The 25,920-nt window shown below is 62.8% G+C and carries 22 protein-coding genes; 8 read left to right on the top strand and 14 right to left on the bottom strand.

Annotated elements, in window-relative coordinates:
* Positions 1-115 precede the first annotated feature (115 nt).
* On the top strand, positions 116-2,191 hold the full coding sequence (locus AB7M32_RS07590; RefSeq protein WP_454249545.1) for an AsmA family protein: 2,076 nt from the start codon (positions 116-118) through the stop codon (positions 2,189-2,191).
* Between the two features lie 128 nt (positions 2,192-2,319).
* On the opposite strand, the gene AB7M32_RS07595 is transcribed toward AB7M32_RS07590, so the two are convergent.
* On the bottom strand, positions 2,320-2,850 hold the full coding sequence (locus tag AB7M32_RS07595) for a ferritin-like domain-containing protein (protein ID WP_454249546.1): 531 nt from the start codon (positions 2,848-2,850) through the stop codon (positions 2,320-2,322).
* Positions 2,851-2,907: 57 nt separating this feature from the next.
* Entirely contained in the window at positions 2,908-3,849 is a 942-nt protein-coding gene (locus tag AB7M32_RS07600; protein WP_454249547.1) for a LysR substrate-binding domain-containing protein, read from the bottom strand.
* 135 nt (positions 3,850-3,984) lie between these two features.
* Here AB7M32_RS07600 and AB7M32_RS07605 point away from each other — a divergent pair, with 135 nt between their 5' ends.
* The 4 genes from AB7M32_RS07605 to AB7M32_RS07620 all read left to right on the top strand — a co-directional run bounded on the left by AB7M32_RS07605 (position 3,985) and on the right by AB7M32_RS07620 (position 7,359).
* Positions 3,985-4,623 (top strand): FMN-dependent NADH-azoreductase, encoded by a 639-nt coding sequence (locus tag AB7M32_RS07605; RefSeq protein WP_454249548.1) that lies wholly within the window; start codon positions 3,985-3,987, stop codon positions 4,621-4,623.
* 119 nt (positions 4,624-4,742) lie between these two features.
* The gene (locus tag AB7M32_RS07610; protein WP_454249549.1) at positions 4,743-5,633 is read left to right on the top strand and encodes an alpha/beta fold hydrolase; all 891 of its coding nucleotides are present in this window, start codon (positions 4,743-4,745) and stop codon (positions 5,631-5,633) included.
* A gap of 198 nt (positions 5,634-5,831) precedes the next feature.
* Positions 5,832-6,113, top strand: coding sequence for a PsiF family protein (locus AB7M32_RS07615; RefSeq protein ID WP_158457015.1), 282 nt, complete (start codon positions 5,832-5,834; stop codon positions 6,111-6,113).
* Positions 6,114-6,345: 232 nt separating this feature from the next.
* The gene (locus tag AB7M32_RS07620; RefSeq protein WP_003197331.1) at positions 6,346-7,359 is read left to right on the top strand and encodes an AI-2E family transporter; all 1,014 of its coding nucleotides are present in this window, start codon (positions 6,346-6,348) and stop codon (positions 7,357-7,359) included.
* 116 nt (positions 7,360-7,475) lie between these two features.
* Here AB7M32_RS07620 and AB7M32_RS07625 read toward each other — a convergent pair whose 3' ends face one another.
* The gene (locus AB7M32_RS07625; RefSeq protein ID WP_072410194.1) at positions 7,476-8,750 is read right to left on the bottom strand and encodes an Hsp70 family protein; all 1,275 of its coding nucleotides are present in this window, start codon (positions 8,748-8,750) and stop codon (positions 7,476-7,478) included.
* Between the two features lie 294 nt (positions 8,751-9,044).
* Between AB7M32_RS07625 and AB7M32_RS07630 the strand changes: the two genes are divergently transcribed.
* The 3 genes from AB7M32_RS07630 (at position 9,045) to AB7M32_RS07640 (ending at position 15,497) form a co-directional block, all read left to right on the top strand.
* Positions 9,045-9,986, top strand: coding sequence for a DnaJ C-terminal domain-containing protein (locus tag AB7M32_RS07630; protein WP_454249550.1), 942 nt, complete (start codon positions 9,045-9,047; stop codon positions 9,984-9,986).
* Between the two features lie 74 nt (positions 9,987-10,060).
* A complete protein-coding gene (locus AB7M32_RS07635) occupies positions 10,061-10,360 on the top strand; it encodes a chaperone modulator CbpM (RefSeq protein ID WP_454249551.1) in 300 nt (99 codons plus the stop codon).
* Between the two features lie 112 nt (positions 10,361-10,472).
* Complete coding sequence (locus AB7M32_RS07640) at positions 10,473-15,497, top strand: NEL-type E3 ubiquitin ligase domain-containing protein (RefSeq protein ID WP_454249552.1); 5,025 nt, start codon at positions 10,473-10,475, stop codon at positions 15,495-15,497.
* A 79-nt stretch (positions 15,498-15,576) separates the two neighbouring features.
* On the opposite strand, the gene ureC is transcribed toward AB7M32_RS07640, so the two are convergent.
* The 11 genes from ureC to urtA all read right to left on the bottom strand — a co-directional run bounded on the left by ureC (position 15,577) and on the right by urtA (position 25,834).
* Positions 15,577-17,277 carry an urease subunit alpha gene (gene ureC / locus AB7M32_RS07645; protein ID WP_060743085.1) on the bottom strand — a complete coding sequence of 567 codons (1,701 nt, stop codon included), beginning with the start codon at positions 17,275-17,277 and terminating at the stop codon, positions 15,577-15,579.
* Between the two features lie 141 nt (positions 17,278-17,418).
* Positions 17,419-17,724, bottom strand: coding sequence for an urease subunit beta (locus tag AB7M32_RS07650; protein WP_014336352.1), 306 nt, complete (start codon positions 17,722-17,724; stop codon positions 17,419-17,421).
* The gene (locus AB7M32_RS07655; RefSeq protein WP_060739380.1) at positions 17,721-18,254 is read right to left on the bottom strand and encodes a GNAT family N-acetyltransferase; all 534 of its coding nucleotides are present in this window, start codon (positions 18,252-18,254) and stop codon (positions 17,721-17,723) included. Before AB7M32_RS07655 ends, AB7M32_RS07650 begins: the two co-directional genes overlap by 4 nt.
* A 7-nt stretch (positions 18,255-18,261) precedes the next feature.
* Positions 18,262-18,795 carry a GNAT family N-acetyltransferase gene (locus tag AB7M32_RS07660; protein WP_103309836.1) on the bottom strand — a complete coding sequence of 178 codons (534 nt, stop codon included), beginning with the start codon at positions 18,793-18,795 and terminating at the stop codon, positions 18,262-18,264.
* Between the two features lie 9 nt (positions 18,796-18,804).
* Positions 18,805-19,107: an urease subunit gamma gene (gene ureA, locus AB7M32_RS07665; RefSeq protein ID WP_003197350.1), complete on the bottom strand. Its 303-nt coding sequence runs from the start codon at positions 19,105-19,107 to the stop codon at positions 18,805-18,807.
* 150 nt (positions 19,108-19,257) lie between these two features.
* Positions 19,258-20,109 carry an urease accessory protein UreD gene (locus tag AB7M32_RS07670; protein ID WP_454249553.1) on the bottom strand — a complete coding sequence of 284 codons (852 nt, stop codon included), beginning with the start codon at positions 20,107-20,109 and terminating at the stop codon, positions 19,258-19,260.
* 30 nt (positions 20,110-20,139) lie between these two features.
* Positions 20,140-20,838, bottom strand: a complete 699-nt coding sequence (urtE, locus tag AB7M32_RS07675) for an urea ABC transporter ATP-binding subunit UrtE (RefSeq protein WP_060739377.1) — start codon at positions 20,836-20,838, stop codon at positions 20,140-20,142.
* A 133-nt stretch (positions 20,839-20,971) separates the two neighbouring features.
* Positions 20,972-21,832: an urea ABC transporter ATP-binding protein UrtD gene (gene urtD / locus AB7M32_RS07680; RefSeq protein WP_060739376.1), complete on the bottom strand. Its 861-nt coding sequence runs from the start codon at positions 21,830-21,832 to the stop codon at positions 20,972-20,974.
* Positions 21,832-22,908 carry an urea ABC transporter permease subunit UrtC gene (urtC, locus tag AB7M32_RS07685; RefSeq protein WP_092204810.1) on the bottom strand — a complete coding sequence of 359 codons (1,077 nt, stop codon included), beginning with the start codon at positions 22,906-22,908 and terminating at the stop codon, positions 21,832-21,834. Before urtC ends, urtD begins: the two co-directional genes overlap by 1 nt.
* A complete protein-coding gene (urtB, locus tag AB7M32_RS07690) occupies positions 22,908-24,410 on the bottom strand; it encodes an urea ABC transporter permease subunit UrtB (protein ID WP_454249554.1) in 1,503 nt (500 codons plus the stop codon). Before urtB ends, urtC begins: the two co-directional genes overlap by 1 nt.
* 158 nt (positions 24,411-24,568) lie before the next feature.
* The gene (urtA, locus tag AB7M32_RS07695) at positions 24,569-25,834 is read right to left on the bottom strand and encodes an urea ABC transporter substrate-binding protein (protein WP_025211599.1); all 1,266 of its coding nucleotides are present in this window, start codon (positions 25,832-25,834) and stop codon (positions 24,569-24,571) included.
* Between the last annotated feature and the right edge of the window lie 86 nt (positions 25,835-25,920).

Genomic DNA, 25,920 nt, shown 5'->3' on the forward strand with positions numbered 1-25,920 from the left:
TCGGCACCTGTTGGTGGTTCTACCAGTCCAACGTTTCATGGCGAACCGCTTACAGGTTCGTGTTTCCCAAGGCGTCGCGGTAGCGGACGCTGACTTGTCATCAGGAGCTTTGTGCATGACGCGCACCTCGAAAATCCTCGCCTGGAGCTTTGCCAGCCTTGTTGTCCTGCTGGCGGTGCTGGTCTTGGTCCTCGCTTTCTTCGACTGGAACCGCATCAAGCCCCCACTCAATGCCAAGGTTTCCGAGGAGTTGCATCGTCCTTTCGCCATCAACGGCAACTTGGCGGTGGTCTGGCAGCGCGAACCGGAGGAAGGTGGCTGGCGCGCCTGGTTGCCGTGGCCCCATGTGGTGGCCGAAGACTTGAGCCTGGGTAACCCGGACTGGTCGAAAACCCCGCAAATGGTCACGCTCAAGCGTGTCGAGCTACGCGTTTCGCCCTTGGCCTTGCTGGCCCGGCGAGTGGCGATTCCGCGCATCGACCTGACGGAGCCTAACGCCAACCTGCAACGCCTGGCGGACGGTCGTGCCAACTGGACCTTCCAGTTCGACCCTAAGGACCCGGACGCCGAGCCGTCCAGCTGGGTGGTGGATATTGGCGCCATCGGCTTCGACAAGGGCCATGTCACCCTCGACGATCAGACACTCAAGACCCGCCTGGACCTGTTGATCGATCCGTTGGGCAAACCCATTCCGTTCAGTGAGATTGTGGGCGACAAGGCCGCCAAAAAAGCCCAGGACCAAGGCGCGACGCCGCAGGACTACGCGTTCGCCTTCAAGGTCAACGGGCAGTATCACGGGCAAAACCTGACTGGCTCCGGCAAGGTCGGTGGCTTGCTGGCCTTGCAGGATGCGTCACAACCCTTTCCGCTCCAGGCCCAGGCAAAGATCGGCGACACTCGCGTCGAACTGGCTGGCACTCTCACCGACCCGCTGAACCTCGGGGCCCTGGACTTGCGCCTGAAACTGGCCGGCAAAAGCCTCGCTCATCTCTACCCGCTGACCGGCGTGACCTTGCCGGATTCGCCGCCTTACGCCACCGATGGCCGCTTGATTGCCAAGCTGCACGAGCCGGGTGGGGCGCTGTTCCGCTACGAGGCGTTCAACGGCAAGATCGGCGACAGCGATATCCATGGCGACCTGGCCTATGTCGCCAGCCAGCCGCGGCCGAAACTCAGTGGTGCGCTGGTCTCCAATCAACTGCTGTTCAGCGACTTGGCGCCGCTGATCGGTGCGGACTCCAATGCCGAGCAAAAGGCCCGGGGCGGCGCCAGCAAACAACCGACCGACAAGGTCTTGCCTGTGGAGGAGTTTCGTACCGAGCGCTGGAGCGTGATGGACGCCGATGTGGAGTTCACCGGCAAACGCATCGTCCACAGCGAACAACTGCCTTTTACCGATCTGTATACCCACTTGGTGCTCATCGATGGGCAGTTGAGCCTTGAGCCCCTGCGCTTCGGCGTGGCCGGTGGCCGGCTCGATGCGCAGATCCGCCTCAACGGGCACACTCGTCCCCTCGAAGGCCAGGCGAAGCTGACGGCACGAGGGTTTAAGCTCAAGCAACTGTTCCCGGGTTTCGAACCGATGAAAACCAGCTTCGGCGAGCTCAACGGCGATGCCGACATCACCGGGCGCGGCAATTCGGTGGCGGCGTTGCTGGGCACTTCTAACGGCACGCTGAAAATGCTCATCAACGATGGCGCCATCAGTCGGGAATTGATGGAGCTGGCAGGACTGAACGTCGGCAACTACGTGGTGGGAAAAATATTTGGCGACAAGGAAGTGAAGATCAACTGCGCGGCGGCGGATTTCGACATCAAGACGGGCCTGGCGACCACGCGCCTGTTCGTGTTCGACACCGAGAACGCGATCATCTACATCGACGGCACGGCGAACATGGCGAGCGAACAGTTGGACCTGACCATCACCCCGGAGTCCAAGGGTTGGCGCCTGATTTCCCTGCGCTCGCCGTTGTACGTGCGCGGCCCCTTCGCCAAGCCTGCCGCCGGGGTCAAGGCGGTGCCCCTGATGCTGCGCGGTGCCGGGATGGTGGCGTTGGGTGTGATCGCCGCGCCGGCGGCCGGGTTGCTGGCGTTGGTGGCGCCCAGCGGCGGTGAGCCGAACCAGTGCGCGCCGCTGCTGGAGCAGATGAAGGCGGGCAAGGCGCCGGTGACGGTCAAGCCTACCCGGTAGCCAGATTGGGGTGAGGCGGCTGGCCTCATCGCGAGCAAGCTCGCTCCCACAGGGGACTGCATTCTGTCTGAAGGAATGCGGTCAAAATGTGGGAGCGAGCTTGCTCGCGATTGGGGCCCTGAAGGCTATTACAGATCGGCCAGGATGTCGGCCATGTCATCGGCGTGTTCTTCTTCCTGGGCCAGGATGTCCTCGAAGATGCGCCGGGTGGTCGGGTCTTTTTCGCCGATGTACTGGATGATTTCCCGGTAGCTGTCGATGGCGATCCGTTCGGCCACCAGGTCCTCGTACACCATTTCCTTGAGGGTGTTGCCCGCGACGTACTGTGCGTGGGAATTGCGGGTCAACAGGTCGGGGTTGAACTCCGGCTCGCCGCCCAACTGCACGATGCGCTCGGCGAGTTTGTCGGCGTGTTCGGCTTCCTGGTTCGCGTGTTCGAGGAACTCACTGGCCGCCATGCTGGCCTTGAGGCCGGTGGCCATGAAGTAGTGGCGCTTGTAGCGCAGCACGCAGACCAGTTCGGTGGCCAGCGCTTCGTTGAGCAGGCGGATGACTTCCTGCCGATCGGCGCCGTAGCCCTCGGTCACCGCGCCGTTCTGCACGTTCTGCCGTGCACGTTCGCGCAGGGTGGTTACATCGGATAAGTGCATGTCGCTCATCTCGTTCTCCTGGAGGCTGATCCGGTTGAGGCGTCACGCTCTGCTGGCGCGATCACTTTAAATCTGAGTGACACGGTCCTGGAAAAGTTTTACTGAATTTTTCAGCGCATAACCGGACAGCCGCGCTTCCTCCCCCAGCCACTGGAAAAATGCCCGCACCGGCGGATGGCGTTCGCGGCCCGGGACGCACAGGGCGCTGTAGCCGGCGCCGCTGACCTGGACGTCCGGGCGATAGCCCACCAGCAAACCGCTGGCGATGCTTTCCGACGCCAGGATATTGCTCGCCAACACCAAGCCCTGCCCGGCAATCGCCGCTTGCAAGGCGTAATGCTCCTCGTCGTACTCGCGCATGCACGGCTGCCGGGTGAGCCAGGTTTCCCCGGCCTGGGCGCACCAGGCATCCCAACCGTGGGCGTACAGCTTGGAGTTGTGCCAGCGCACGCTGATCAACGTCGGCGGCTGCCGGGCCGCCAGGGCCACCTGCTCAGGTGAGCCGTAGACCCCGAAGCTTTCATCGAACAGGCACATGCCATACAGGTTCGGGTAGGCATCCAGGCTGTAACGCACCACCAGATCGACGCTGGCGTCCTGGTGCAGGTCGATCACCTCGCAATGGGTGTCCAGGCGCACATTGATGTTCGGATGGCGCGCATAGAATCGCCCCAGGCGAGGCACCAGCCACAAGGCGGCAAACGCGGCAGTGGTGGACAGGGTCAGGTGGGCGTTGCTGCGTTGCGGGCGCAGGGTGTCGACGCTTTGCGCCACCTCCAGCAAGGCCCCGTGCAGGCTGTGGAACAAGCGTTGCCCGCCTTCGGTGAGGCGCACCTGGCGTGGCAGGCGGTCGAACAGCATCAGCCCCAGCCAGCTCTCCAGCGCTCGAATCTGGTGGGAGACTGCCGTCGGCGTCACCGACAACTCCGCCGCGGCCGCCTTGAAACTGAGCAGCCGCGCGGCGGATTCGAAGGCGCGCAACGCGTTGAGCGGCAGGTTGGCGAACATTTGAATTCTCCCGACATGAGATGGATGAAGTCAGCTCATCCAGATTAACTAACGCTCATTTGTCTGAAGCCCGCTCTGAGCTCCAAGCTTCAAGGCACAAGCAATGTTGATTGTAGCCCGTGAGAGGAGATTCAGATGAGCAAGATTCTTGTAGTGCATGGCAGCCCTCGGGGCGAGCGTTCTCATTCCCGGCGCCTGGCCGAGACCTTTGTCTCGGCGTGGCAGACCGCCCATCCGCACCCCCAAGTGACCCGTCGTGAAGTCGGACGCACGGTGATTGCGCCGGTCAACGAAGCCTTTATCGCCGCGGCGTTCTACCCCGAGCCCCAGGCTCGACCGTTGATCATGCAAGCGGACCTGGCCCTGAGCGATGCGTTGGTCGCGGAGCTGCAAGCCCATGACCGGCTGGTGATCTCCGCGCCCATGCACAACTTCAGCGTGCCCAGCGGCGTGAAGGCCTGGATCGACCAGATCGTGCGCATCGGGCTGACGTTCAACCACAGTCTGGACAACGGCGTGTCGCACTACGAGCCGCTGGTGCTGGGCAAGAAAGCGCTGATCGTGACCAGCCGCGGCGATTTCGGTTTTGGCCCCGGTGGCCAGCTGGAGAGCATGAACCACGCCGACACGCTATTGCGCACCGTGCTGGGGTTTATCGGCATCACCGATGTGACGGTGGTGGCGGCCGAAGGCGAAGAGTCGGCCGAGCGCAGCTTTGCGTTGTCCTGTGCCGAGGCCGAGGAGCGCTTGCTGGCCTTGGCGCGATCTTTCTGAGAGGGGGCTGCGGCGCAGCCCAGCGGGAGCAAGCTCCCTCGCCACGGATTCATCTGGGTGTCATAGACTGGTCATCATCGGTACTGATGCTGATCCCTCTTGATCACAAGGATGTCGCCATGTCGCAACGTTGCGCCACTCGTTACCCGCTGGTACTGGTCCCGGGCATGCTCGGGTTCATACGCCTGGTGCTGTATCCGTACTGGTATGGGATCGTCTCGGCGTTGCGTCGCGGTGGGGCCGTGGTGGTGGCGGTGAAGGTTTCGCCGTTGCATTCGTCCGAGGTGCGCGGCGAGCAGTTGCTGGCATTGATCGACGACATCCTGCGGCAAACCGGTGCGCAGAAGGTCAACCTGATCGGCCACAGCCAGGGCAGCCTCACCGCCCGCTATGCCGCCGCCAAACGCCCGGACCTGGTGGCGTCGGTCACGTCGGTGGCCGGCCCCAACCATGGCTCCGAACTGGCCGATTACCTGCAGGCCCACTACCCGGCCGACAGTGCCAAGGGGCGTGTGCTCAGTGCCGTGCTGCGCCTGATCAACGCCCTTATGAGCCTGCTGGACACTGGCTATCGCGGGCCGAAGCTGCCAGTGGACATCCATGCTTCCCACACCTCCCTGACCACCGCCGGGGTGGCGCTGTTCAATCAAGGTTATCCACAGGGCCTGCCGGTTACCTGGGGCGGGCACGGGCCGGAAGAGGTCAATGGCGTGCGCTATTACTCATGGTCCGGCACCTTGCAGCCAGGCAAGACCGATAGAGGAGGCAATCTGTTCGACGGCACCAACCGCACTTGCCGCTTATTTGCCCGCACCTTTGTCAGAGAGGCGGGGCAATGCGACGGCATGGTCGGGCGTTACAGTTCACACCTGGGCGCGGTTATCGGCGATGACTATCCGCTGGATCACTTCGATATCGTCAACCAGTCGCTGGGGCTGGTGGGCAAGGGAGCCGAGCCGGTCCGGTTGTTTGTCGAGCATGCGCAGCGGTTGAAGGCGGCCGGGGTGTAGCCAGTTGGACCGCGTTATCGTTCATCGCGAGCAAGCTCGCTCCCACAGGGATTTGCTGCGCTCGGCCCATTGTGGGAGCGAGCTTGCTCGCGATGGCGATAGACCAGGCACAGGAGAACCAACGGATGAAGGTGTAACAGGCTTTGTCTACACTGCACCTCATCGCCGTCCCCTCGTGCGGCAGCCAGGAGAAACACCATGAAGATGCTTCGTGTGCCTTTGTTGACGATCGGTTTGCTGCTGTGTTCCCAGGGCTTCGCCGAGACGGCGCAGCAGACCAAGATGACCACCTGCAACGCCGATGCCACCGCCAAGGCGCTCAAGGGTGACGAGCGCAAGGCGTTCATGAGCAGCTGCCTCAAGGCTGCACCGAGCACCCCGCAGGAGCGCATGAAGACCTGCAACGCCACGGCCACCACCCAGGCCCTGAAGGGCGATGCCCGCAAGGCGTTCATGAGCGAGTGCCTGAAGAAAAAATAAGGGCTGGGTTTTTCTCCAGCCCGTGAGGGCCCTATCGCGAGCAAGCTCGCTCCCACCATGGACCGGGCACTACAAATCCACGGTGGGAGCGAGCTTGCTCGCCATGGGGGCGGCACAGCACGGCAAAAACACACCTGAACCCTGTCCAGGATCGGCCGATACAATGTCTAGTGCTGTTGGTGGATCGCTGGCAGACTGCCGATCCTTTCACGTCGTTTTGTCCTGAGGCTGTATGCCAACGTTTTCTCAGCGTCATGTATTGTTGGTGATCAGTTGGGTGATCATTTTTGGTGGGTTGTTGCTGGTGCTGCCACTGCGCCTGTTGCCGAGCCTGCTGGCCGGGTTGTTGGTGTTCGAGCTGGTCAACATGCTCACCCCGCAGTTGCAGCGCCTGATCGAAGGTCGCCGTGCCCGCTGGCTGGCGGTGGCGTTGCTGGGCACGCTGGTGGTCAGTGTGCTGACGCTGATCTTCGCCGGAGCCTTCAGTTTCCTGCTCCATGAGGCGGAAAACCCCGGGGCCTCCCTGGACAAGTTCATGACGGTGGTCGATCGCGCCCGAGGGCAATTGCCGCCGTTCATCGACGCCTACCTGCCGGCCAGCGCCGCCGAGTTCCGGGTCGCGATCGGTGACTGGGTGAGCAAGCACCTGAGCGACTTGCAACTGGTGGGCAAGGACGCGGCCCACATGTTCGTGACGTTGCTGATCGGCATGGTGCTGGGGGCTATCGTTGCCCTGCAGCGCATTCCCGACCTGACCAAGCGCAAGCCCTTGGCCGCGGCGCTGTTCGATCGCCTGAACCTGCTGGTCAAGGCGTTTCGCAACATCGTCTTCGCCCAGATCAAGATTTCCTTGCTCAACACCTTTTTCACCGGGATTTTCCTGGCGGTGGTGCTGCCGCTGTTCGGGATAAAGCTGCCGCTGACCAAGACCCTGATCGTGATGACCTTCCTGCTGGGGCTGCTGCCGGTCATCGGCAACCTGATGTCCAACACGCTGATCACCATTGTCGGTCTGTCGCTGTCGATCTGGGTCGCCGTGGCGGCGCTGGGTTACCTGATCGTGATCCACAAGCTCGAATACTTCCTCAACGCCCGCATCGTCGGCGGGCAGATCAGCGCCAAGTCGTGGGAGTTGCTCATGGCGATGCTGGTGTTCGAAGCCGCGTTCGGCCTGCCGGGGGTGGTGGCGGGGCCGATTTATTATGCGTATCTCAAGAGTGAGTTGAAGCAGGTGGGGATGGTCTGATCGGGTAGCGATGGTGCCTGATCTGGCGCCATCGCGAGCAAGCTCGCTCCCACAGAAGATATATGCGATCCCTGTGGGAGCGAGCTTGCTCGCGATTCAGGCGCTTCGGTCCTGGATCAGACCTGGGTGCCGTAGCGCTTCATCGCCTCGATCGCCAACCCACTGCCAATACTGCCGAAGATGTTGCCTTCCACATGCCGCGCCTGGGGCAGCATCGCCGAGACGCTGTTGCGCAGCGCCGGGATGCCGCTGGAACCGCCGGTGAAGAACACTGTGTCGACCTGATCGACCCGCACGTTGGCATCGCCCAGCAACTGCGTGACGCTGCCGCGCACCCGTTCCAGCAAGCCGTCGATGGCCGACTCGAACAGCGCCCGACTCAGTTCCACGCTCAGGCCCGGCTCGATCCGGTCCAGGAGCAAATGCCGCTGGTCGGTGTGGGTCAGCTCGATCTTGGTTTCTTCCACTTCCATCGCCAGCCAATGCCCGGCGCGCTGTTCGATCAGCTTGAACAGCCGGTCGATGCCGCCAGTGTCTTCGATGTCGTAGCGCATGCTGCCCAGGGCCAGGGTGGACTTTTGCGAGTACACCGCGTTGATGGTGTGCCAGGTCGCCAGGTTCATGTGGTGGCTGGTGGGCATGTAGGCACCGCTTTTCATGCGGCTGCCGTAACCGAACAGCGGCATCAGGCCGGCCAGGGAGAGCTGCTTGTCGAAATCGGTCCCGCCGATGTGCACGCCACCGGTGGCGAGGATGTCGGCGTGGCGGTTGTCGTGGGTACGGCGCTCGGGGGAGAGGCGCACCAGGGAGAAGTCCGAAGTACCGCCGCCGATGTCGACGATCAGCACCAGCTCTTCTTTCTCGATGGTCGATTCATAATCGAAAGCCGCCGCGATGGGCTCGTACTGGAACGAAACCTCCTTGAAACCGATGGCACGCGCGACGTCCACCAGGGTGTTTTCCGCTTCCTGGTCAGCCATTTCATCGTCGTCGACGAAAAACACCGGCCGCCCCAGTACCACTTCTTCGAATTCCCGACCGGCGGTGGCTTCGGCGCGTTTCTTCAACTGGCCGATGAACAACCCCAGCAGATCCTTGAAGGGCATCGCCGTGCCCAACACGCTGGTGTCGTGCTTGATCAGCTTGGAGCCCAGCAGGCTCTTGAGCGAGCGCATCAGCCGGCCTTCGTAGCCTTCCAGGTATTCGTGCAGGGCCAGGCGGCCATACACCGGGCGGCGTTCCTCGAGATTGAAAAAGACCACCGAAGGCAAGGTGATCTTGTCGTCCTCCAGCGCGATCAACGTTTCCATGCCGGGGCGCAGCCAGCCGACAGTGGAGTTGGACGTGCCAAAGTCGATGCCGCAGGCACGGGCCGGGGATGCGTTTTTCATGTCTTTCGGGTTCCAGTTGAAAAAACGGCCGCGCAGTGTATGTCAGTGCGGCGCGGATTCGAAGGCCGGTTATCTGCTAATTCTCGACCGCAGGCCTTGAAAGACTCTCTTATACCCCCAAACTTGCTGGCATGAGCCTGGTAGCGCAAGGCGGGTACAAGAACCGCCGCCAGCTGCCGATAAACTTCTGACGTGCCGCCCGGTCCCAATCTTGAGGTCGGTCAACCCGCTGTCCGGTCATCCGGGCATGCTGTGCGTGGCGGTGCGACATCGATAACGGATGGTGATGCTTAGATGGACTTCAAAGACTATTACAAGATCCTGGGTGTCGAGCCCACGGCGGACGACAGCACGATCAAGGCTGCCTACCGCAAGCTGGCGCGCAAGTACCACCCGGATGTGAGCAAGGAAAAAGACGCCGAGACCAAGTTCAAGGACGTCTCCGAAGCCTATGAAGCGCTGAAAAGTGCCGACAAACGCGCCGAATACGACGACCTGCGCCGCTACGGCCAGCACGGCCAGCCGTTCCAGGGCCCGCCGGGTTGGCAGAGCCGTGGTGGTTTCGGCGGTGGCCAGGACACTGGCGACTTCTCGGATTTCTTCAGTTCGATCTTCGGTAATCGCGGATCGGGTTTCGGTGGCGGACAGTCAGGTCGAAGTGCCGGCCGTCGAGGGCAAGACGTGGAAATGGAATTACCGATTTTCCTGGAAGAAACCCTGTCGAACGAGTCGAAGAAGGTCACGTTCCAAGTGCCGCAATACAACGCGGCCGGCCAACACGTGAGCAACACCAGCAAGAGCCTGAACGTGAAGATCCCGCTGGGCGTGACCGACGGCGAACGCATCCGCCTCAAGGGCCAGGGCGCCCCGGGTGTCGGTGGCGGTGCCAACGGCGACTTGTACCTGACCATTCGTTTCGCCCCGCACCCCAAGTTCGACGTCGAAGGCCAGGACCTGATCATTACCTTGCCCCTGGCCCCGTGGGAATTGGCGCTGGGCACCGAAGTGGCGGTGCCGACCCTCACTGGCAAGATCAATCTCAAGGTCCCGGCCGGCAGCCAGAACGGCCAGCGCATGCGCGCCAAAGGCCACGGCCTGCGCAACAAGGCTGGCGAGCGGGGCTACCTGTTCGTGCAGCTCAAGGCCGTGATGCCCAAGGCCAGCGACGAAGCGGTCAAGGCGCTGTGGGCCGAATTGGCGAAGAAAGCGGCGTTCGATCCGCGGGAGAATTTCTGACCTGTGGTTGATGACCCACTGAACACAAAACCTGTGGCGAGACTCGACAGTTAAGGCATTGGGAGAAGCAGACCATGAACAACCCGATCATTGAACTGACCCTGACGGAATTCTGCGAGGCTGCCGCGTTGGCGGATGTCCATGTGATCGAAATCGTCGCCCACGGCATCCTCGAACCCCACGGCGCGGCTCCTGCGGATTGGCGTTTTACCGACTATGAACTGGTCCTGGCCCGCCGTGCGGCCAAGTTGCGCCGCGAGCTGGAGCTGGAATGGGAAGGCGTCGCCCTGGCGCTGGACCTGCTGGAGGAAGTCCAGCAACTGCGGGCCGAGAATCGTCGGCTGCGCCAGCAATTGGGCCGTTGGGTGGACTGACCGTGGCGGTTCGTATCCATCATGTCTTGTCGAAAAAGCAATAAATAGTTACCGCACGCCTCGGCGGCACTCTGGTTAGGCTCGGGTTTTCCATCGTCAAGGATGACCCGATATGCCAGGCTTCACCCCCCGTCTCGCTACGTCCCAAGGCGAGCATTTCGACCTGCTCAAAGCCCGTATTCCCGGCTGGTACAGCGGGGCCATCGTGCAACGCCAGCAGGAACTGAGCGACCATGAACTGACGCTTCCGGACTGGTATGCGAACGCCTCCCCCGACCTCTGGAACAGCCTCAAGGACAATCATTCCCGCTACCGCGAGCGCCTGAACCAGGTCGACAACCGGCTGGGCAATATCCAGGACATCCGCGTCTTTGCCGAACCCTTGCTCAAGCAGGCGCTCCTGGATGAGTTCAACCTCGCGCTGAACGTCAACGAGGTGTATTTCGTCCGCAAGTACGGGCGCAAGACCCGCGACGATTTTTTTGGGGCGCTGGTCCTGGACAGCGAGGGCGGCCACTTCGATCGCTACCAATATCGTGGCACGTCATTGCTGGAGGCGGCGCTGGCCAATTTCGCGCCAGAGGAAGCGCGCAAGCCCGCTTGTGCCGATTGCGACCTCATTACCACGGTGCGTCCGTCCCAGGGCGGTGCAGTGGTGCCTTCCATCGACGCCGTTCGCGCAGGGGCATTGCCGATTGCCCCGCAAGCCTTCGCCACGTTGTGCCGTACCCTGGACCTGGGGCGCCAGTATCAGGAACACATCAACGCTGTCCTGCGGCCCGACGACAGCAAGATATACAACCCGCTGGATCATTCACTGGAGGAGCATCACCGGCAGGGCCTGGCGCTGAACATCGAGATCGCCCGGGCCAAGGCCGATATCAGTCCGGCGGTCTACGTGATGTTGCAGCAGATGATCGACGGTGCCAGCGACGTCACCCTCGATGGCCAGGCCGTGACCTTCACCTTCCTGAAAGTGTTCGACATCGAACTGGTCGGCCCGCTGTTGATCAGCCCCGACCTTGAGAAAAGTCGCCGGGTGGTGCCGGTGGTGGCCTACCTTCCGGGTGATCCCGAGCATCCCCTGAAAGCCTATGCCTCCAGCGCCGACTTCATGGTCGAACTGCGGCGACGCTTGCACAGTAGTGTCTACCGCCGCTTCTTCAGCCGTTTCGTGCCGCTGCGTCAGCAAGGGGTGTTTTTCCGCCAGTTCAAGCACTTTTACCAAATCTCCCCGACGGCCGATGACCAGGCCGATTACCCACTCAAATCGTCGTTGCGCAACCTGCCCATGGGCACGGCGCCGATTCCCGGCGACCTGTGGGGCTCGCTACGCCTGCGGCAGATCGAGAAGATCCAGGCTGACGCACGCGCGGTGGCGGTGCCTACCGGTGATGAAGACCAGAAAGCCCGCCTGGCGCGCCTGGACAGTTACCTGGACGCGGTGGTCGACGTGTTCAACCTGGCGGCATTCGTCGTGCCAGGATTGGGGCCGCTGATGTTGACGGTCGGGGCCGTGCAGATGTTCAACGAGGCCTTCGAAGGCATCGAAGCGTTCGAGCGTGGGGAGACCCGGGAAATGTGGGCGCATTTTTCCAGCGTGGCCCTCAACACGGCCTTCGTCGCCACCGGTGCGGCGGTGCTGCCGCACATTCGATGGTCGGGCGCGGTGGATCAGCTTGAGCCGGTGCAATTGGCCAACGGCGAATCGCGCCTGTGGCGTCCCGACCTGAGCGTTTATCAAAGTGAGCTGGCGCTTCCTCCGGCGTCGAGTCCGGATACCCGGGGCCTGTATCGGGTCGACGACCGGCAGGTTCTGCCGCTGGGTGACCAACATTATGAAGTGCAGCAGGACCCGCAGACCCTTCGCTATCGCATTCGTCATCCTTCCCGTCCGCAGGCCTACCAGCCCGAGCTGACGGACAACGGCAACGGTGCCTGGCACCATGAACTGGAGCAACCGCGTACCTGGGAAGGCTCGACACTGATGAGACGCCTGGGCCATGGCGTCAAGGACTTCAGCGATGCCGAACTGGAGCAGATTCGCCTCGCCAGCGCGACCTCGCAGGACGTGCTGCGCCGGCTGCATGTCGAGGGCGAGCCGGTGCCGGCGTTGCTGGCCGACACCCTCGATCGCTTCGACCTCTGCCGACAAATCGACACCTTCATCGGGCAACTGCAAAGCGAGGAGCCGCTGCGCCATGACTTGGCCGAGCCGATGTTGCACCTGCTGACCCAATACGGCCCGTGGCCAAGAGGGCTGAAGTTGACGGTCGTCGACGGCGCCGGTCGGACGCGCTGGGAATACGTCCGGCCTTCGGAAGGCGAGACCCCGTTTCATGAAGCCAGCCTTACCGAGGCCAAGGTCCGCACGCCTTTGTTGTTGAAAAACCTGATCGAAGCGGTGGATGCCGCAGGCGTCGATCTGTTGGCCACGGCGAGCCCGCCGATTGTGAAAACCAACATGGATGCTCGCGTCCGGCACTTGCGCCAGGCACTCGCCGAAGCGGCGGTAAACGAAAAGGTGCAGTTGCTCAACGATTACTACGCCATGGGCGAGACGAGAAGTGACCCCCATGTCACGCTGATCAAGTCCCGTTTTCCCTCGGTTCCGGCAAAGGCGATCGAGCAGATCATCACCCTGGCGGGTACCGAAGAGCTGCAGCAAATGGCCGCCTGGGATTTCGACGAGGCCGGCCAGACCAAACCCATCCCGCTGCGCATCGCCGAAGAGCTGCGCCACTATCAGCGCAGGGTGCGTTTGAACCGAGCCTACGAAGGCCTGTATCAGGACGCTTTGGCCACGGCGGATACGCCTCGATTGGTGTTGGCGACCCTGGAAACCTTGCCTGGCTGGAGCGACACGGTGCGCATCGAATTGCGCGAGGCCGATGTGTCCGGCGCCTTGATCGACAGCATCGGGCCGCAAAATGCGACGCAGACCAAGGTCGTGGTCAAGGACGATGATGTCTACCAGGCCTTTGACGACAGCGGCAATGAGTTGAGCCATTGGGGCAGTGTCTTCGATGCCTTGCAGCATGCCCTGCCGGATGCCGAGCGCCAGGCCATGGCTCGGCCCTCGAGCCATCACGGCGAGCTGTTGAGAGAGGCCATCGGCGCTTCGCCAGTGGATCGGGATACGCTGGCGAGCCGCTTGAAGATGCCTGCGCTCAAGCCCGCCTTCCAATCGCCGATGCGCCTGGCTTCGGGCAAAGTCGGTTATCCCCTGGGTGGACTGCGGGATTGGTTGCGCCTGGGCCGCTCGCCGGAGAGTCGGGTGCAGGAGTTATACCCGAGCTACACGGCGGAGCAGACCGAGGCGCTGTTGCGATCGCTGGGCAATGGCGCGGTGAGGGAACTCAAGCGACGTAAAGTCGAGTTGAAAACGCTACGTCAGGATCTGGACCGCTGGGTTGCTAGCTTTGGATGGCGTTACGAGGGCAATCAACGTCGGCAAGTACCGACGGGGATCAGAGAGATGGCGGCCGAACACATCGAGCGATGCTGGCGGCGTCAGACCCGGGTCGTTGTAGGGGCCGATGGCCGCAGGATCGGGCATGAGCTTGATTTGAGCGGATTGAACATCGGGGCATTACCGCAACTGACGGCCGACTTCAGCCATGTGGGTGTGCTCATCATGTCCAACATGGGCTTGACGTTGGACTACTGCGACAGCTTCCTCAGCGGGTTCTCTTCCCTCAAGCGGTTGGAAATGGCCAGGAACAGGCTGATGGGTACTCCCGGAACCCTGGAGGGGATGCGAAATCTGGAGACGCTTCGACTGGCGAATAACCAGATCGGCCTGACACGTCGTAGCGTTGAAATCCTGCAAAGTCTTGGCCGGCTGAAAATCCTTGACCTGGATAATAACTTGCTGCTGCGCCTGCCGGACTTCAGCAGGCTACCTGAGCTGGAACGACTGCAACTGAAGAACACCGGGATCACTGCCTGGCCCTCTGGCCTGCGCGACCAGCCGCTGGAACTGATCGACTTGCGCGACAACGGCTTGACCCAGGTCCCGGACCACCTGCTCGACCCGCCCGCCGAGCGTGCCCATGCCACCGCACGTCTGAATCGCGTGACGTTGTTGCAGGGCAACCCGTTGAGCGAGGGGGCCCAGCAGCGCATGCGTGATTACTGGGCGACGGTCTTGCGGACGCGTCCTGAGTGGGTCGTCCTGCGTTTGCCCGAGGCGTTTGGGTTTTCAGCGCCGGTCGGGCCGGCGAATATGCAGCAATGGCTGCGCGACCTGCCTGCGGACCAACTGGCGGAAAAAAGAGCCTTATGGCAAAGCCTGGCGGATGAGCAGTACTCGGGAGAGTTTTTTGAGTTGTTGCATCGGTTGGCCGACTCCTATCAGGGACTGGAAGATTATCCGGACCTCCAGGCCCGCGTCTGGCAGATGCTCGAGGCGATGGGCAACGCCACCGACTTGCGTCATGAACTGTTCGACCTGGCCGGCCGACCGGCCTGTGAAGATCGCGCAGCCTTGTCCTTCAGCTATCTGGAAATCCGCTTGATGATCCACAACGCCAGGGCCTTGGCGGTCGGAAAGGATGAGGCGGCAACGCTGGTCCATCTGGCCAAGGGGCTGTTTCGCCTCGATGAGGTAGAGCGTATTGCCCTGCAGGATATCCAGCGGCGCCGTGATGCGATCAATGCCCGCACCGACCTGACCAACGATGAAAAGCGCGAAAACCTGGCGCTGATAGAAGAAGTCGAGGTCCGTCTGGCTTACCGTGTGGGGCTCAAGGATCGACTGGGGCTACCGGGGCAACCCGTGGGCGGGGTTTTTCTCACGCTGGCAGATGTCACCCCTGCAATGCTCGATGCCGCTGCCAATGAGGTTCTGGGGCTTGACGATTCCCCCCGGCAGTTTCAGTCGCTGGTGGGCCGGGATTTCTGGATCGATTATCTGAAGCAGACGCATGGGGCCTCCTTCCAGGCGCTGAATGACACCCTTATCGCCAACCAGATCGAGCTGGATGAAGCGAAGGCAGCCGGGACCCTGGAGGAAGCCGATTACATCAGCCAGTCCGAGGCGTTGGGCCTGCAACACAACATCAAGGAAGCGGAGCTGGTCCAATCGTTGACGCGAACCGAGCTGGAGCAGTTGCCGCGAAGTACCGACCTGTAAGCTGACCCGGCTGGGGCATTCAGGCAATGAACACCCGTGGCGAAGAAGCTTGCCTCCTCGCCACAGGAACCGCGCCGGTTCAAAACAGGAAGTAACGCTGCGCCATCGGCAGCACTTCGGCCGGTTCGCACCACAGCAACACGCCGTCGGCCTTGACCTGGTAAGTCTGCGGATCGACGTCGATGCTCGGCAGGTAGTCGTTGTGGATCAGGTCGGTCTTCTGCACGTCGCGGCAGCCTTTGACCACGGCGATTCTTTTCTTCAGCCCCAATTGTTCCGGCAATCCGGCCTCGGCGGCGGCCTGACTGATGAAGGTCAGGCTGGTGGCATGCCGTGAGCCGCCGTAACTGGCGAACATCGGTCGGTAGTGCACCGGTTGTGGCGTCGGGATCGAGGCGTTGGCGTCGCCCATCAGGCTGGCGGCAATCGCTCCGCCCTTGAGGATCAGCGTCGGCTTGACGCCAAAGAACGCCGGGCGCCACAGCACCAGGTCGGCCCACTTGCCCACTTCGATGGAGCCCACTTCATGGCTGATGCCGTGAGTGATCGCCGGGTTGATGGTGTACTTGGCGATGTAGCGCTTGATGCGGAAATTGTCGTTGCCTTCGCCGTCGCCGGGCAGGGCGCCGCGTTGCTTTTTCATCTTGTCGGCGGTCTGCCAGGTGCGCGTGATGACTTCGCCGACGCGGCCCATGGCCTGGCTGTCGGAGCTGATCATCGAGAAGGCGCCGAGGTCGTGGAGAATGTCTTCGGCGGCGATGGTCTCGCGGCGGATGCGGCTTTCGGCGAAGGCCACGTCTTCGGCAATGCTCGGGTCCAGGTGATGGCAGACCATCAACATGTCCAGGTGCTCATCGATGGTGTTGCGGGTGAACGGCCGGGTCGGGTTGGTGGAGCTGGGCAATACGTTGGGAAAGCCGCAGGCCTTGATGATGTCCGGCGCATGCCCGCCACCGGCACCTTCGGTGTGGTAGGTGTGGATGGTGCGCCCCTTGAACGCGGCGAGGGTGGTTTCCACGAAGCCCGACTCGTTGAGGGTGTCGGTGTGGATCGCCACCTGCACATCGTACTGGTCGGCCACGCTCAGGCAGTTGTCGATGGCCGCGGGCGTGGTGCCCCAGTCTTCGTGCAGCTTCAGGCCGATGGCCCCGGCCTTGACCTGCTCGATCAACGGCTCCGGCAGGCTGGCGTTGCCCTTGCCGGTGAAGCCGATGTTCATCGGGAAGGCATCGGCGGCCTGGAGCATGCGCGCCAGGTGCCACGGCCCGGAGGTGCACGTGGTGGCGTTGGTCCCGGTGGCTGGACCCGTGCCGCCACCGATCATGGTGGTGACGCCGCTCATCAGCGCTTCTTCGATCTGCTGGGGGCAGATGAAGTGGATGTGGGTGTCGATACCGCCGGCGGTGAGGATCATGCCTTCGCCGGCGATCACTTCGGTGCTGGCGCCGATGGCGATGGTCACGTCGGGCTGGATGTCCGGGTTGCCGGCCTTGCCGATGGCGGCGATGCGCCCGTCCTTGAGGCCGACGTCGGCCTTGACGATGCCCCAGTGGTCGATGATCAGCGCGTTGGTGATCAAGGTGTCGACGACCTCGGCGGCCAACAGTTGGCTCTGGCCCATGCCGTCGCGAATCACCTTGCCGCCGCCGAATTTCACTTCTTCGCCGTAGGTGGTGAAGTCTTTTTCCACTTCGATCCACAACTCGGTGTCGGCCAGGCGGACCTTGTCGCCGACGGTGGGGCCGAACATGTCGGCGTAGGCTTGTCTCGAAATCTTCATGTGCTTGCCTTGGAATTCAATTGAATGTTGAAACCGTTCGCTGCGCTCACTGATCGCGAGCAAGCTCGCTCCCACATTTGATCGCGTTTCCCTGTGGGAGCGAGCTTGCTCGCGATGAGGCCAGTGCAGGCACCCTATGACTTACAGGTCGCCCATGACCCGCCCGGCAAACCCGAACACCCGCCGATGCCCGGCCAGGTCCACCAGCTCCACCTCGCGGCTCTGGCCCGGTTCGAAACGCACCGCGGTGCCGGCCGGGATGTTCAGGCGCATGCCACGGCTGGCGGCGCGGTCGAAGGTCAAGGCGTCGTTGGTCTCGAAAAAGTGGTAGTGGGAGCCGACCTGGATCGGTCGGTCGCCGCTGTTGGCGACGTTCAGCGTGAGCGTGCGGCGACCGACGTTGAGTTCGATGTCGCCGGGCTGGACCTGGTATTGCCCTGGAATCATTGCGGTTGCCCCAAAATCTTGTAGTAAATGGCGGTCGGGGTGTAGGTCCCGTCCGGGCTCTGGCAGTAGTCGGGCAGTTCACCGACGCGGGTGTAGCCCATGGCGCGGTAGAACGCCTCGGCCTCGGAACCGGCCTCGGTATCGAGGTACAACAGGCCACGCTTGTGCTGGCGGGCGCCAAGTTCCAGGGCGCTCATCAATTGCTGGCCCAGCCCGCGGCGGCGAGCCTCACCGCGGACCAGCAGTTTCTGCACTTCGGCCCGGTTGAGGCCGTTGGGCTTCTGGCACAGGGCAAGCTGGACGCTGGCCTGTACCTGTTCATCCTTGACCACCACCCACAGCAGCAGGTGGCCCTGGTTGAGGCTGGCCTGGACCTCGTCGAAATAGGCGCGGGCCTGGACGGCATCGAGATCGGCCATGAACCCCACGCTGGCCCCGTAGCCGACGGCGTCGAGCAACAGATCGATCAGGCCCTGGCGATAATGCGCAAAGCTCTCGGCGTGGACCCGACGCAACTGGGCGGCGTTCATTGGCTTTTCACTCCTTGTTGATGGCAGGCGGTAGCGCCCCGGGGTTGAGGTTCAACTGCATGAAGGTCAGGTCCAGCCAGCGGCCGAACTTGGTCCCCACCTCGGGCATCTGCCCGGTGATCACGAAACCGGCCCGCTCGTGCAGGCGAATCGAGGCCGCGTTGCCGCTTTCGATGGCCGCGACCATGACGTGTTTATCGCAGGCCCTGGCACGTTCGATCAGCGCGCCCATCAGCAGCGGGCCAAGGCCATTGCCGCGTTGATCGCTGCGCACGTACACCGAATGCTCCACGGTGTGGCGAAAGCCGTCGAACGGCCGCCAGTCGCCGAACGAAGCGTAGCCGAGCACGTTGTCTTCGGCGTCGACGGCCACCAGCACCGGGTAGCCCTGGGTCTGCCGGGCACTGAACCAGGCCTGGCGATTGCCCAGGTCCACGGCTTGTTCGTTCCAGATCGCCGTGGTGTTGAGGACGGCGTCGTTGTAGATCTCGCGGATCGCCGGCAGGTCTGTGGCATGGGCGTCACGAACGTGGGCAGTCATGACGTGGCCTCAGGCGATGGGTTGGTGGACGGTGACCAGTTTGGTGCCGTCGGGAAACGTCGCCTCGACCTGGATCTCCGGGATCATCTCCGGGATGCCTTCCATCACCTGCTCGCGGCTCAACAGCGTGGTGCCGTAGTGCATCAGCTCGGCGACGGTCTGGCCGTCACGGGCGCCTTCCAGCAGCGCGGCGGAAATGTAGGCCATGGCCTCCGGGTAGTTGAGCTTCAGGCCCCGGGCCAACCGTCGTTCGGCGACGAGGCCGGCGGTGAAGATCAGCAGCTTGTCTTTTTCGCGTGGGGTCAGGTCCATGTGCAATCCATAAGGGCAGATAAAAAAATTCGCTGTAAACCCATTCCACTGTGGGAGCGAGCTTGCTCGCGATAGCTATCGAACATTCAACATCACCGTTGGCTGGTACACCGCCATCGCGAGCAAGCTCGCTCCCACAGGAAAGCCAATTCAGGTGCTCCAGATTCTCGGTGGTACGGCCTCTCTTCCAAGCAATGCAGGCCTGAGCAAGCGCCACAATTCAATCAACCACCCCCGCGCCAGCAACGCCTCGCTCGCCAGGCACCGCGCCACAACCAGGCCGGGCAATTGGGTCAGGTCGCCGCGCACGGCATGGCCCAGGGAGCGGCATTGCTCCAGCAACTCGCTGTCGATCTCGCCGGTCACCAGCAACGTGGCAAACACCGGATCGCCGCCCAGCCCGATGGGCGAGTCCAGCAGCCCATCACCGCCCACAATGCGCTGGCGCTCATGCCACAGCAACTGGCCGTCGCGGCGAATGTCCAGTCGCGATTGAAAGTGCCCCAGGTCGAACCGCTCGCCGCTGGCCGGTCGGCCGAGGGCGACCATGTCCCAGTAGAACAGGCGTGCGTCGCCCTGCAGGTCGATACTCGTGCCGAGTTCGGCCTGGGCCGCGCTGAAGACGATGGTTTCCTGGGGCTGCCATTCCAGGGTCGCGCCGGGGGCCACGCTCAGGGTCAATTGTTGGTACGCCGAGCCGGCAGCGCGGTACCACTTGGCCGCGCCGGGGCTGGTCAGTTGCGCCCAGGCGCCAGGGCCGACATGGGCCGAGATGTCCAGCCGGTCACCGCCGGCAATCCCGCCTGGCGGGTGGACGATGATGTGCTGGCACACCTCGGGGCCTTCGGCGTACAAGTGCTTCTGCACCCGCAGCGGGCCTTTGTGGCGGCGCTGTACCGGGCGTGTGCACTCGCCGAAACGGGCGTAGGCCAATTCCAGCTCGGCGTGCCAGCTGGGGGTGAACAAGGCCGAAGGCGCCAATGAACAGACAGGTAGATTCATGATTTCTGATTATCGTCAGGACGCTACAGACTAGATCGTAACCAGTCCGCGCACACCCTCGGCTTCCATATTTTCTCCGCGCCCCTGCTGCACGATCTCGCCCCGGGACATCACCAGGTACTGATCGGCCAGCTCGGCGGCGAAGTCGTAGAACTGCTCCACCAGCAAAATCGCCATGTCGCCCCGGGCCGCCAGCTTCTTGATCACCACGCCGATCTCCTTGATCACCGAAGGCTGGATGCCTTCGGTGGGCTCGTCGAGAATCAGCAGGCGCGGCCGACTGGCCAGGGCCCGGCCAATGGCCAGCTGCTGTTGCTGGCCGCCGGACAGGTCACCGCCACGGCGTTGTTTCATCTGCAGCAGCACCGGGAACAATTCGTAGATGAAGGCCGGCACTTCCTTGGCTTCGGCGCCGGGAAAGCGCGACAGGCCCATCAGCAGGTTTTCTTCCACCGTCAGCCGTCCGAAAATTTCCCGGCCCTGGGGCACGTAGGCAATGCCGGCATGCACCCGTTGGTGCGGCTTGAACGCGGTGATGGCCTTGCCTTCCCAACTCACCGCGCCCTCCTTGGCCGGCAACAGGCCCATCAGGCATTTGAGCAGGGTGGTCTTGCCCACGCCGTTGCGCCCCAGCAGGCACGTCACCTCGCCGACCTTCACGTCGAACGACAGGCCCCGCAGGATGTGGCTACCGCCGTAGTACTGGTGCAGCTTGTCGACTTGCAGCATGTTCCAGATTCTCCTCAAGTTCCCTGTGGGAGCGAGCTTGCTCGCGATAGCGGTGGGTCAGCTTGCTTAGGTGCTGAATGTGTCGCCGCCATCGCGAGCAAGCTCGCTCCCACAGGGAACAGCATTTGCCGCGCTAGCGACCGAGATACACCTCGATCACCCGCTCATTGTCCTGCACCTGTTCCAGCGACCCTTCGGCCAGCACGCTGCCCTGGTGCAGCACGGTGACGTGGTCGGCGATCGCGCCGACGAAGCCCATGTCGTGTTCCACCACCATCAGCGAATGCTTGCCCGCCAGGGACTTGAACAGCTCGGCGGTGAACTCGGTCTCGGCGTCGGTCATGCCCGCCACCGGTTCGTCGAGCAACAGCAATTGTGGGTCTTGCACCAGCAGCATGCCGATCTCCAGGAACTGCTTCTGCCCGTGGGACAGCAAACCGGCGGCGCGGTTGACCGACGTGGTCAGGCGGATGGTCTCGAGCACTTCGTCGATACGGTCGTGCTGCTCGCCAGTGAGTCTTGCCCGCAGGCTGGCCCACACCGATTTGTCGGTCTTGAGTGCCAGCTCCAGGTTCTCGAACACGCTCAGGGCTTCGAATACCGTAGGCTTCTGGAACTTGCGCCCGATGCCGGCCTGGGCGATCTGCACCTCGCTCATGCTCGTCAGGTCCAGGGTCTCGCCGAACCAGGCCTTGCCGTGGCTGGGCCGGGTCTTGCCGGTGATCACGTCCATCAGGGTGGTCTTGCCGGCGCCGTTGGGGCCGATGATGCAGCGCAATTCGCCGACGCCGATGTACAGGTTCAAATCGTTCAGGGCCTTGAAGCCATCGAAACTGACGCTGATGTCTTCCAGGGTCAGGATGGTGCCGTGGCGGGTGTTCAGGCCCACGCCGGCTGCCTGGCCGAGGCCGATGGCGTCGCGGCTGCTGCCTTGGTCCTTGTTGGGCTCCAGGATGGGTTCGAGCATGAAGTCCGCCGTAGGTGTGATTCGCATCATTCGCTCCTTTTCTTCAGCAGCCCGATCACACCCTTGGGCAGATACAGGGTCACGACGATGAACAGGGCGCCGAGGAAGAACAGCCAATATTCAGGAAACGCCACGGTGAACCAGCTCTTCATGCCGTTCACGACCCCGGCGCCCAGCAACGGCCCGATCAACGTGCCGCGTCCGCCAAGGGCGACCCACACGGCGGCCTCGATGGAGTTGGTCGGCGACATTTCGCTGGGGTTGATAATGCCCACCTGCGGCACGTACAACGCCCCGGCCAGGCCGCACAACACCGCGCTCAACACCCAGACGAACAGCTTGAAACCACGGGGATCGTAACCGCAGAACATCAGGCGGTTTTCCGCATCGCGCAGGGCGGTCAGTACCCGGCCGAACTTGCTGCGGGCCAGGCGCCAGCCGATGAACAGGCTCGCCACCAGCAGCAACACCGTGGCGAAAAACAGCACCGCCCGGGTGCCTGGCTCGGTGATGCCGAAGCCCAGGATCGAGCGGAAATTGGTGAAGCCGTTGTTGCCACCAAACCCGGTTTCATTGCGGAAAAACAGGAGCATCCCGGCGAAGGTCAGGGCCTGGGTCATGATCGAGAAATACACGCCCTTGATCCGCGAGCGGAAGGCGAAGAAGCCGAACACCAGGGCCAGCAACCCCGGCGCCAGCACCACCAGGCACATCGCCCAGAGGAAACTGTCGGTACCGGCCCAGTACCAAGGCAACTCGGTCCACGACAGAAAGGTCATGAACGCCGGCAAGCCGTCCCCGGCGGCCTGGCGCATCAAGTACATGCCCATGGCGTAGCCGCCCAGGGCGAAGAACAGGCCGTGGCCCAGGGAGAGCAGGCCGGCGTAGCCCCAGACCAGGTCCAGTGCCAGGGCGACGATGGCGTAGCAGAGGATCTTGCCCACCAGGGTCAGGGTGTAGGCCGAGACGTGCAGCGGATTGTCCGCCGCCAGCAGCGACAGCAATGGCAGGCTCAGCAGCACGGCCAGGATCAGCGCGCCGACGGCGAGGGTGACTTTGGGACCGGCCTTTTGCGTGGCCGTGAGCATCAGGGGCTGGTTCATCAGTCGATTACCCGTCCTTTGAGCGCGAAGAGGCCTTGCGGACGCTTCTGGATGAACAGAATGATCAGCGCGAGGATCAGGATCTTGCCGAGCACGGCGCCGATCTGCGGCTCGAGGATCTTGTTGGCGATGCCCAGGCCGAACGCGGCGAACACACTGCCGGCCAACTGACCGACACCACCGAGCACCACCACCAGGAACGAGTCGATGATGTAGCTCTGGCCCAGGTCCGGGCCGACGTTGCCGATCTGGCTCAGGGCCACGCCACCGAGCCCGGCGATGCCCGAGCCGAGGCCGAAGGCGAGCATGTCCACGCGGCCGGTGGGCACGCCGCAGCAGGCGGCCATGTTGCGGTTCTGGGTCACCGCACGCACGTTCAGGCCCAGGCGCGTCTTGTTCAGCAGCAGCCAGGTCAGCACCACCACGAACAAGGCGAAGGCGATGATCACGATGCGGTTGTACGGCAGCACCAGGTTCGGCAACACCTGGATCCCGCCTGAGAGCCAGGCCGGGTTGGCGACTTCGACGTTCTGCGCACCGAACACCAGGCGCACCAGTTGGATCAGCATCAGGCTGATGCCCCAAGTGGCGAGCAGGGTTTCCAGCGGCCGCCCGTAGAGGTGGCGAATCACCGTGCGCTCCAAGGCCATGCCGATGGCCGCGGTGATGAAAAACGCCACTGGCAGGGCGATCAGTGGATAGAACTCGATGGCGTTCGGGGCGAAGCGCTGGAACAGCAGTTGCACCACATAAGTGGAATAGGCCCCCAGCATGAGCATCTCGCCGTGGGCCATGTTGATCACCCCCAGCAGGCCAAAGGTAATCGCCAGGCCGAGGGCGGCGAGCAGCAGGATCGAGCCCAGGGACATGCCGCTGAAGGCCTGGCCCAGCAACTCGCCCACCAGGAGTTTGCGCTTGACCTGGCCCAGGCTGGTTTCAGCGGCGGTGCGCACAGCGGCATCGGTTTCGACGCCGGGTTCGAGCAGGCCTTCCAGGCGAGTGCGGGCCAGTGGATCGCCGGTTTCCCCTAGCAGGCGGACGGCGGCCAGGCGCACGTTCGGGTTGGTGTCCACCAGTTGCAGATTCGCCAGGGCCAGGCTCAGGGCGGCGTGTACGTCTTCGTCCTGCTCACCGGCCAGTTGCCGATCGAGAAACGCCAGTTGCGCCGGGCGGGCACTTTTTTGCAGTTGCTGCGCGGCGGCCAGGCGTACGCGGGCATCGACGGCGAGCAGTTGATGGCTGGCCAGGGCGGTTTCGATCAGCCCCCGCAAGCGGTTGTTCAGGCGCAGGGTTTTTGGCTGGCCGTCGACGATCAACTGACCTTGTTGCAGGGCGTTGATCAGTTCGACACGTGCCGGCTCCGGCTGCGCGGCCCAGGTTTCCAGGAGTTTGGCCTGCTGGGTCGGGTTGGCGGCGACGAAGTCTTCGGCATCGCCAGCGTGGGCCTCCAGTGGCAACAGCAGCACCAGGGCGAGAATGAGGCGGTAAAGGGCGGTGGGCATATGCTAGGCCTTGCGCAGTGCTTTTTGTGGGAGCGAGCTTGCTCGCGATAGCGGTGTGTCAGTCACTGTTCTTCTGGCTGATCCATCGCTATCGCGAGCAAGCTCGCTCCCACAGGGGTTGTGTGTCGGCCCAGGGATTGGGGCCGACACCCATGGGCTCAGTTGCTCTTCACCGCATAGTCAGGCTTCTTGTCGTTGCCGGCGATGAACGGGCTCCACGGTTGCGCGCGGATCGGGCCTTCGGTCTGCCAGACCACGTTGAACTGACCGTCGGCCTGGATCTCGCCGATCATCACCGGCTTGTGCAGGTGGTGGTTGGTCTTGTCCATGGTCAGGGTGTAGCCCGACGGTGCGGCGAAGGTCTGGCCGGCCAGGGCTTCGCGGACTTTGTCGACGTCGGTTGACTTGGCTTTCTCGACCGCTTGCGCCCACATGTGGATGCCGACGTAGGTGGCTTCCATCGGGTCGTTGGTCACTGCTTTGTCGGCACCTGGCAGGTTCTTGGCCTTGGCATAGGCTTTCCAGGAATCGACGAATTTCTTGTTCGCCGGGTTATCCACGGATTCGAAGTAGTTCCATGCCGCCAAGTTGCCCACCAGCGGCTTGGTGTCGATGCCGCGCAGTTCCTCTTCGCCCACCGAGAACGCCACGACCGGAACGTCGGTGGCCTTCAGGCCCTGGTTGGCCAGTTCTTTATAGAACGGCACGTTGGAGTCGCCATTGACCGTGGAGATAACCGCGGTCTTGCCACCGGCCGAGAATTTCTTGATGTTGGCGACGATGGTCTGGTAATCGCTGTGGCCGAACGGGGTGTAGACCTCTTCGATGTCCTTGTCCGCCACCCCTTTGGAGTGCAGGAACGAGCGCAGGATCTTGTTGGTGGTGCGCGGGTAGACGTAGTCGGTGCCCAGCAGGAAGTAGCGCTTGGCGCTGCCGCCTTCTTCGCTCATCAGGTATTCCACCGCCGGAATCGCCTGTTGGTTCGGCGCGGCACCGGTGTAGAACACGTTCGGCGACATCTCTTCGCCTTCGTATTGCACCGGGTAGAACAGCAGGCCGTTGAGTTCTTCGAACACCGGCAACACGGATTTACGCGACACCGATGTCCAGCAGCCGAACACCACGGCGACCTTGTCCTGGGTCAGCAACTGCCGGCCCTTCTCGGCGAACAGCGGCCAGTTCGACGCCGGGTCCACCACCACCGCTTCAAGCTTCTTGCCGTTCACACCTCCCTTGGCGTTGATCTCGTCGATGGTCATCAGCGCCATGTCCTTGAGGGACGTCTCGGAGATCGCCATGGTGCCGGACAACGAATGCAGGATGCCGACCTTGATGGTCTCGGCGGCCTGGACGGTCCAGGCCATGCCCATCGCGGCAATGCTTGCCGAGAGTGTAAAAGCCTTGATCAAGCTACGACGCTTCATTGTGCGATCTCCATGGACTTATGAGTTTTTTTCGAGGGCAGATGCAAACGCTGAAGGTGCTTTTGCAAGGGGTGTGCCCGGTCGGA

The organism is Pseudomonas sp. R151218B TE3479 (genome assembly GCF_053629195.1).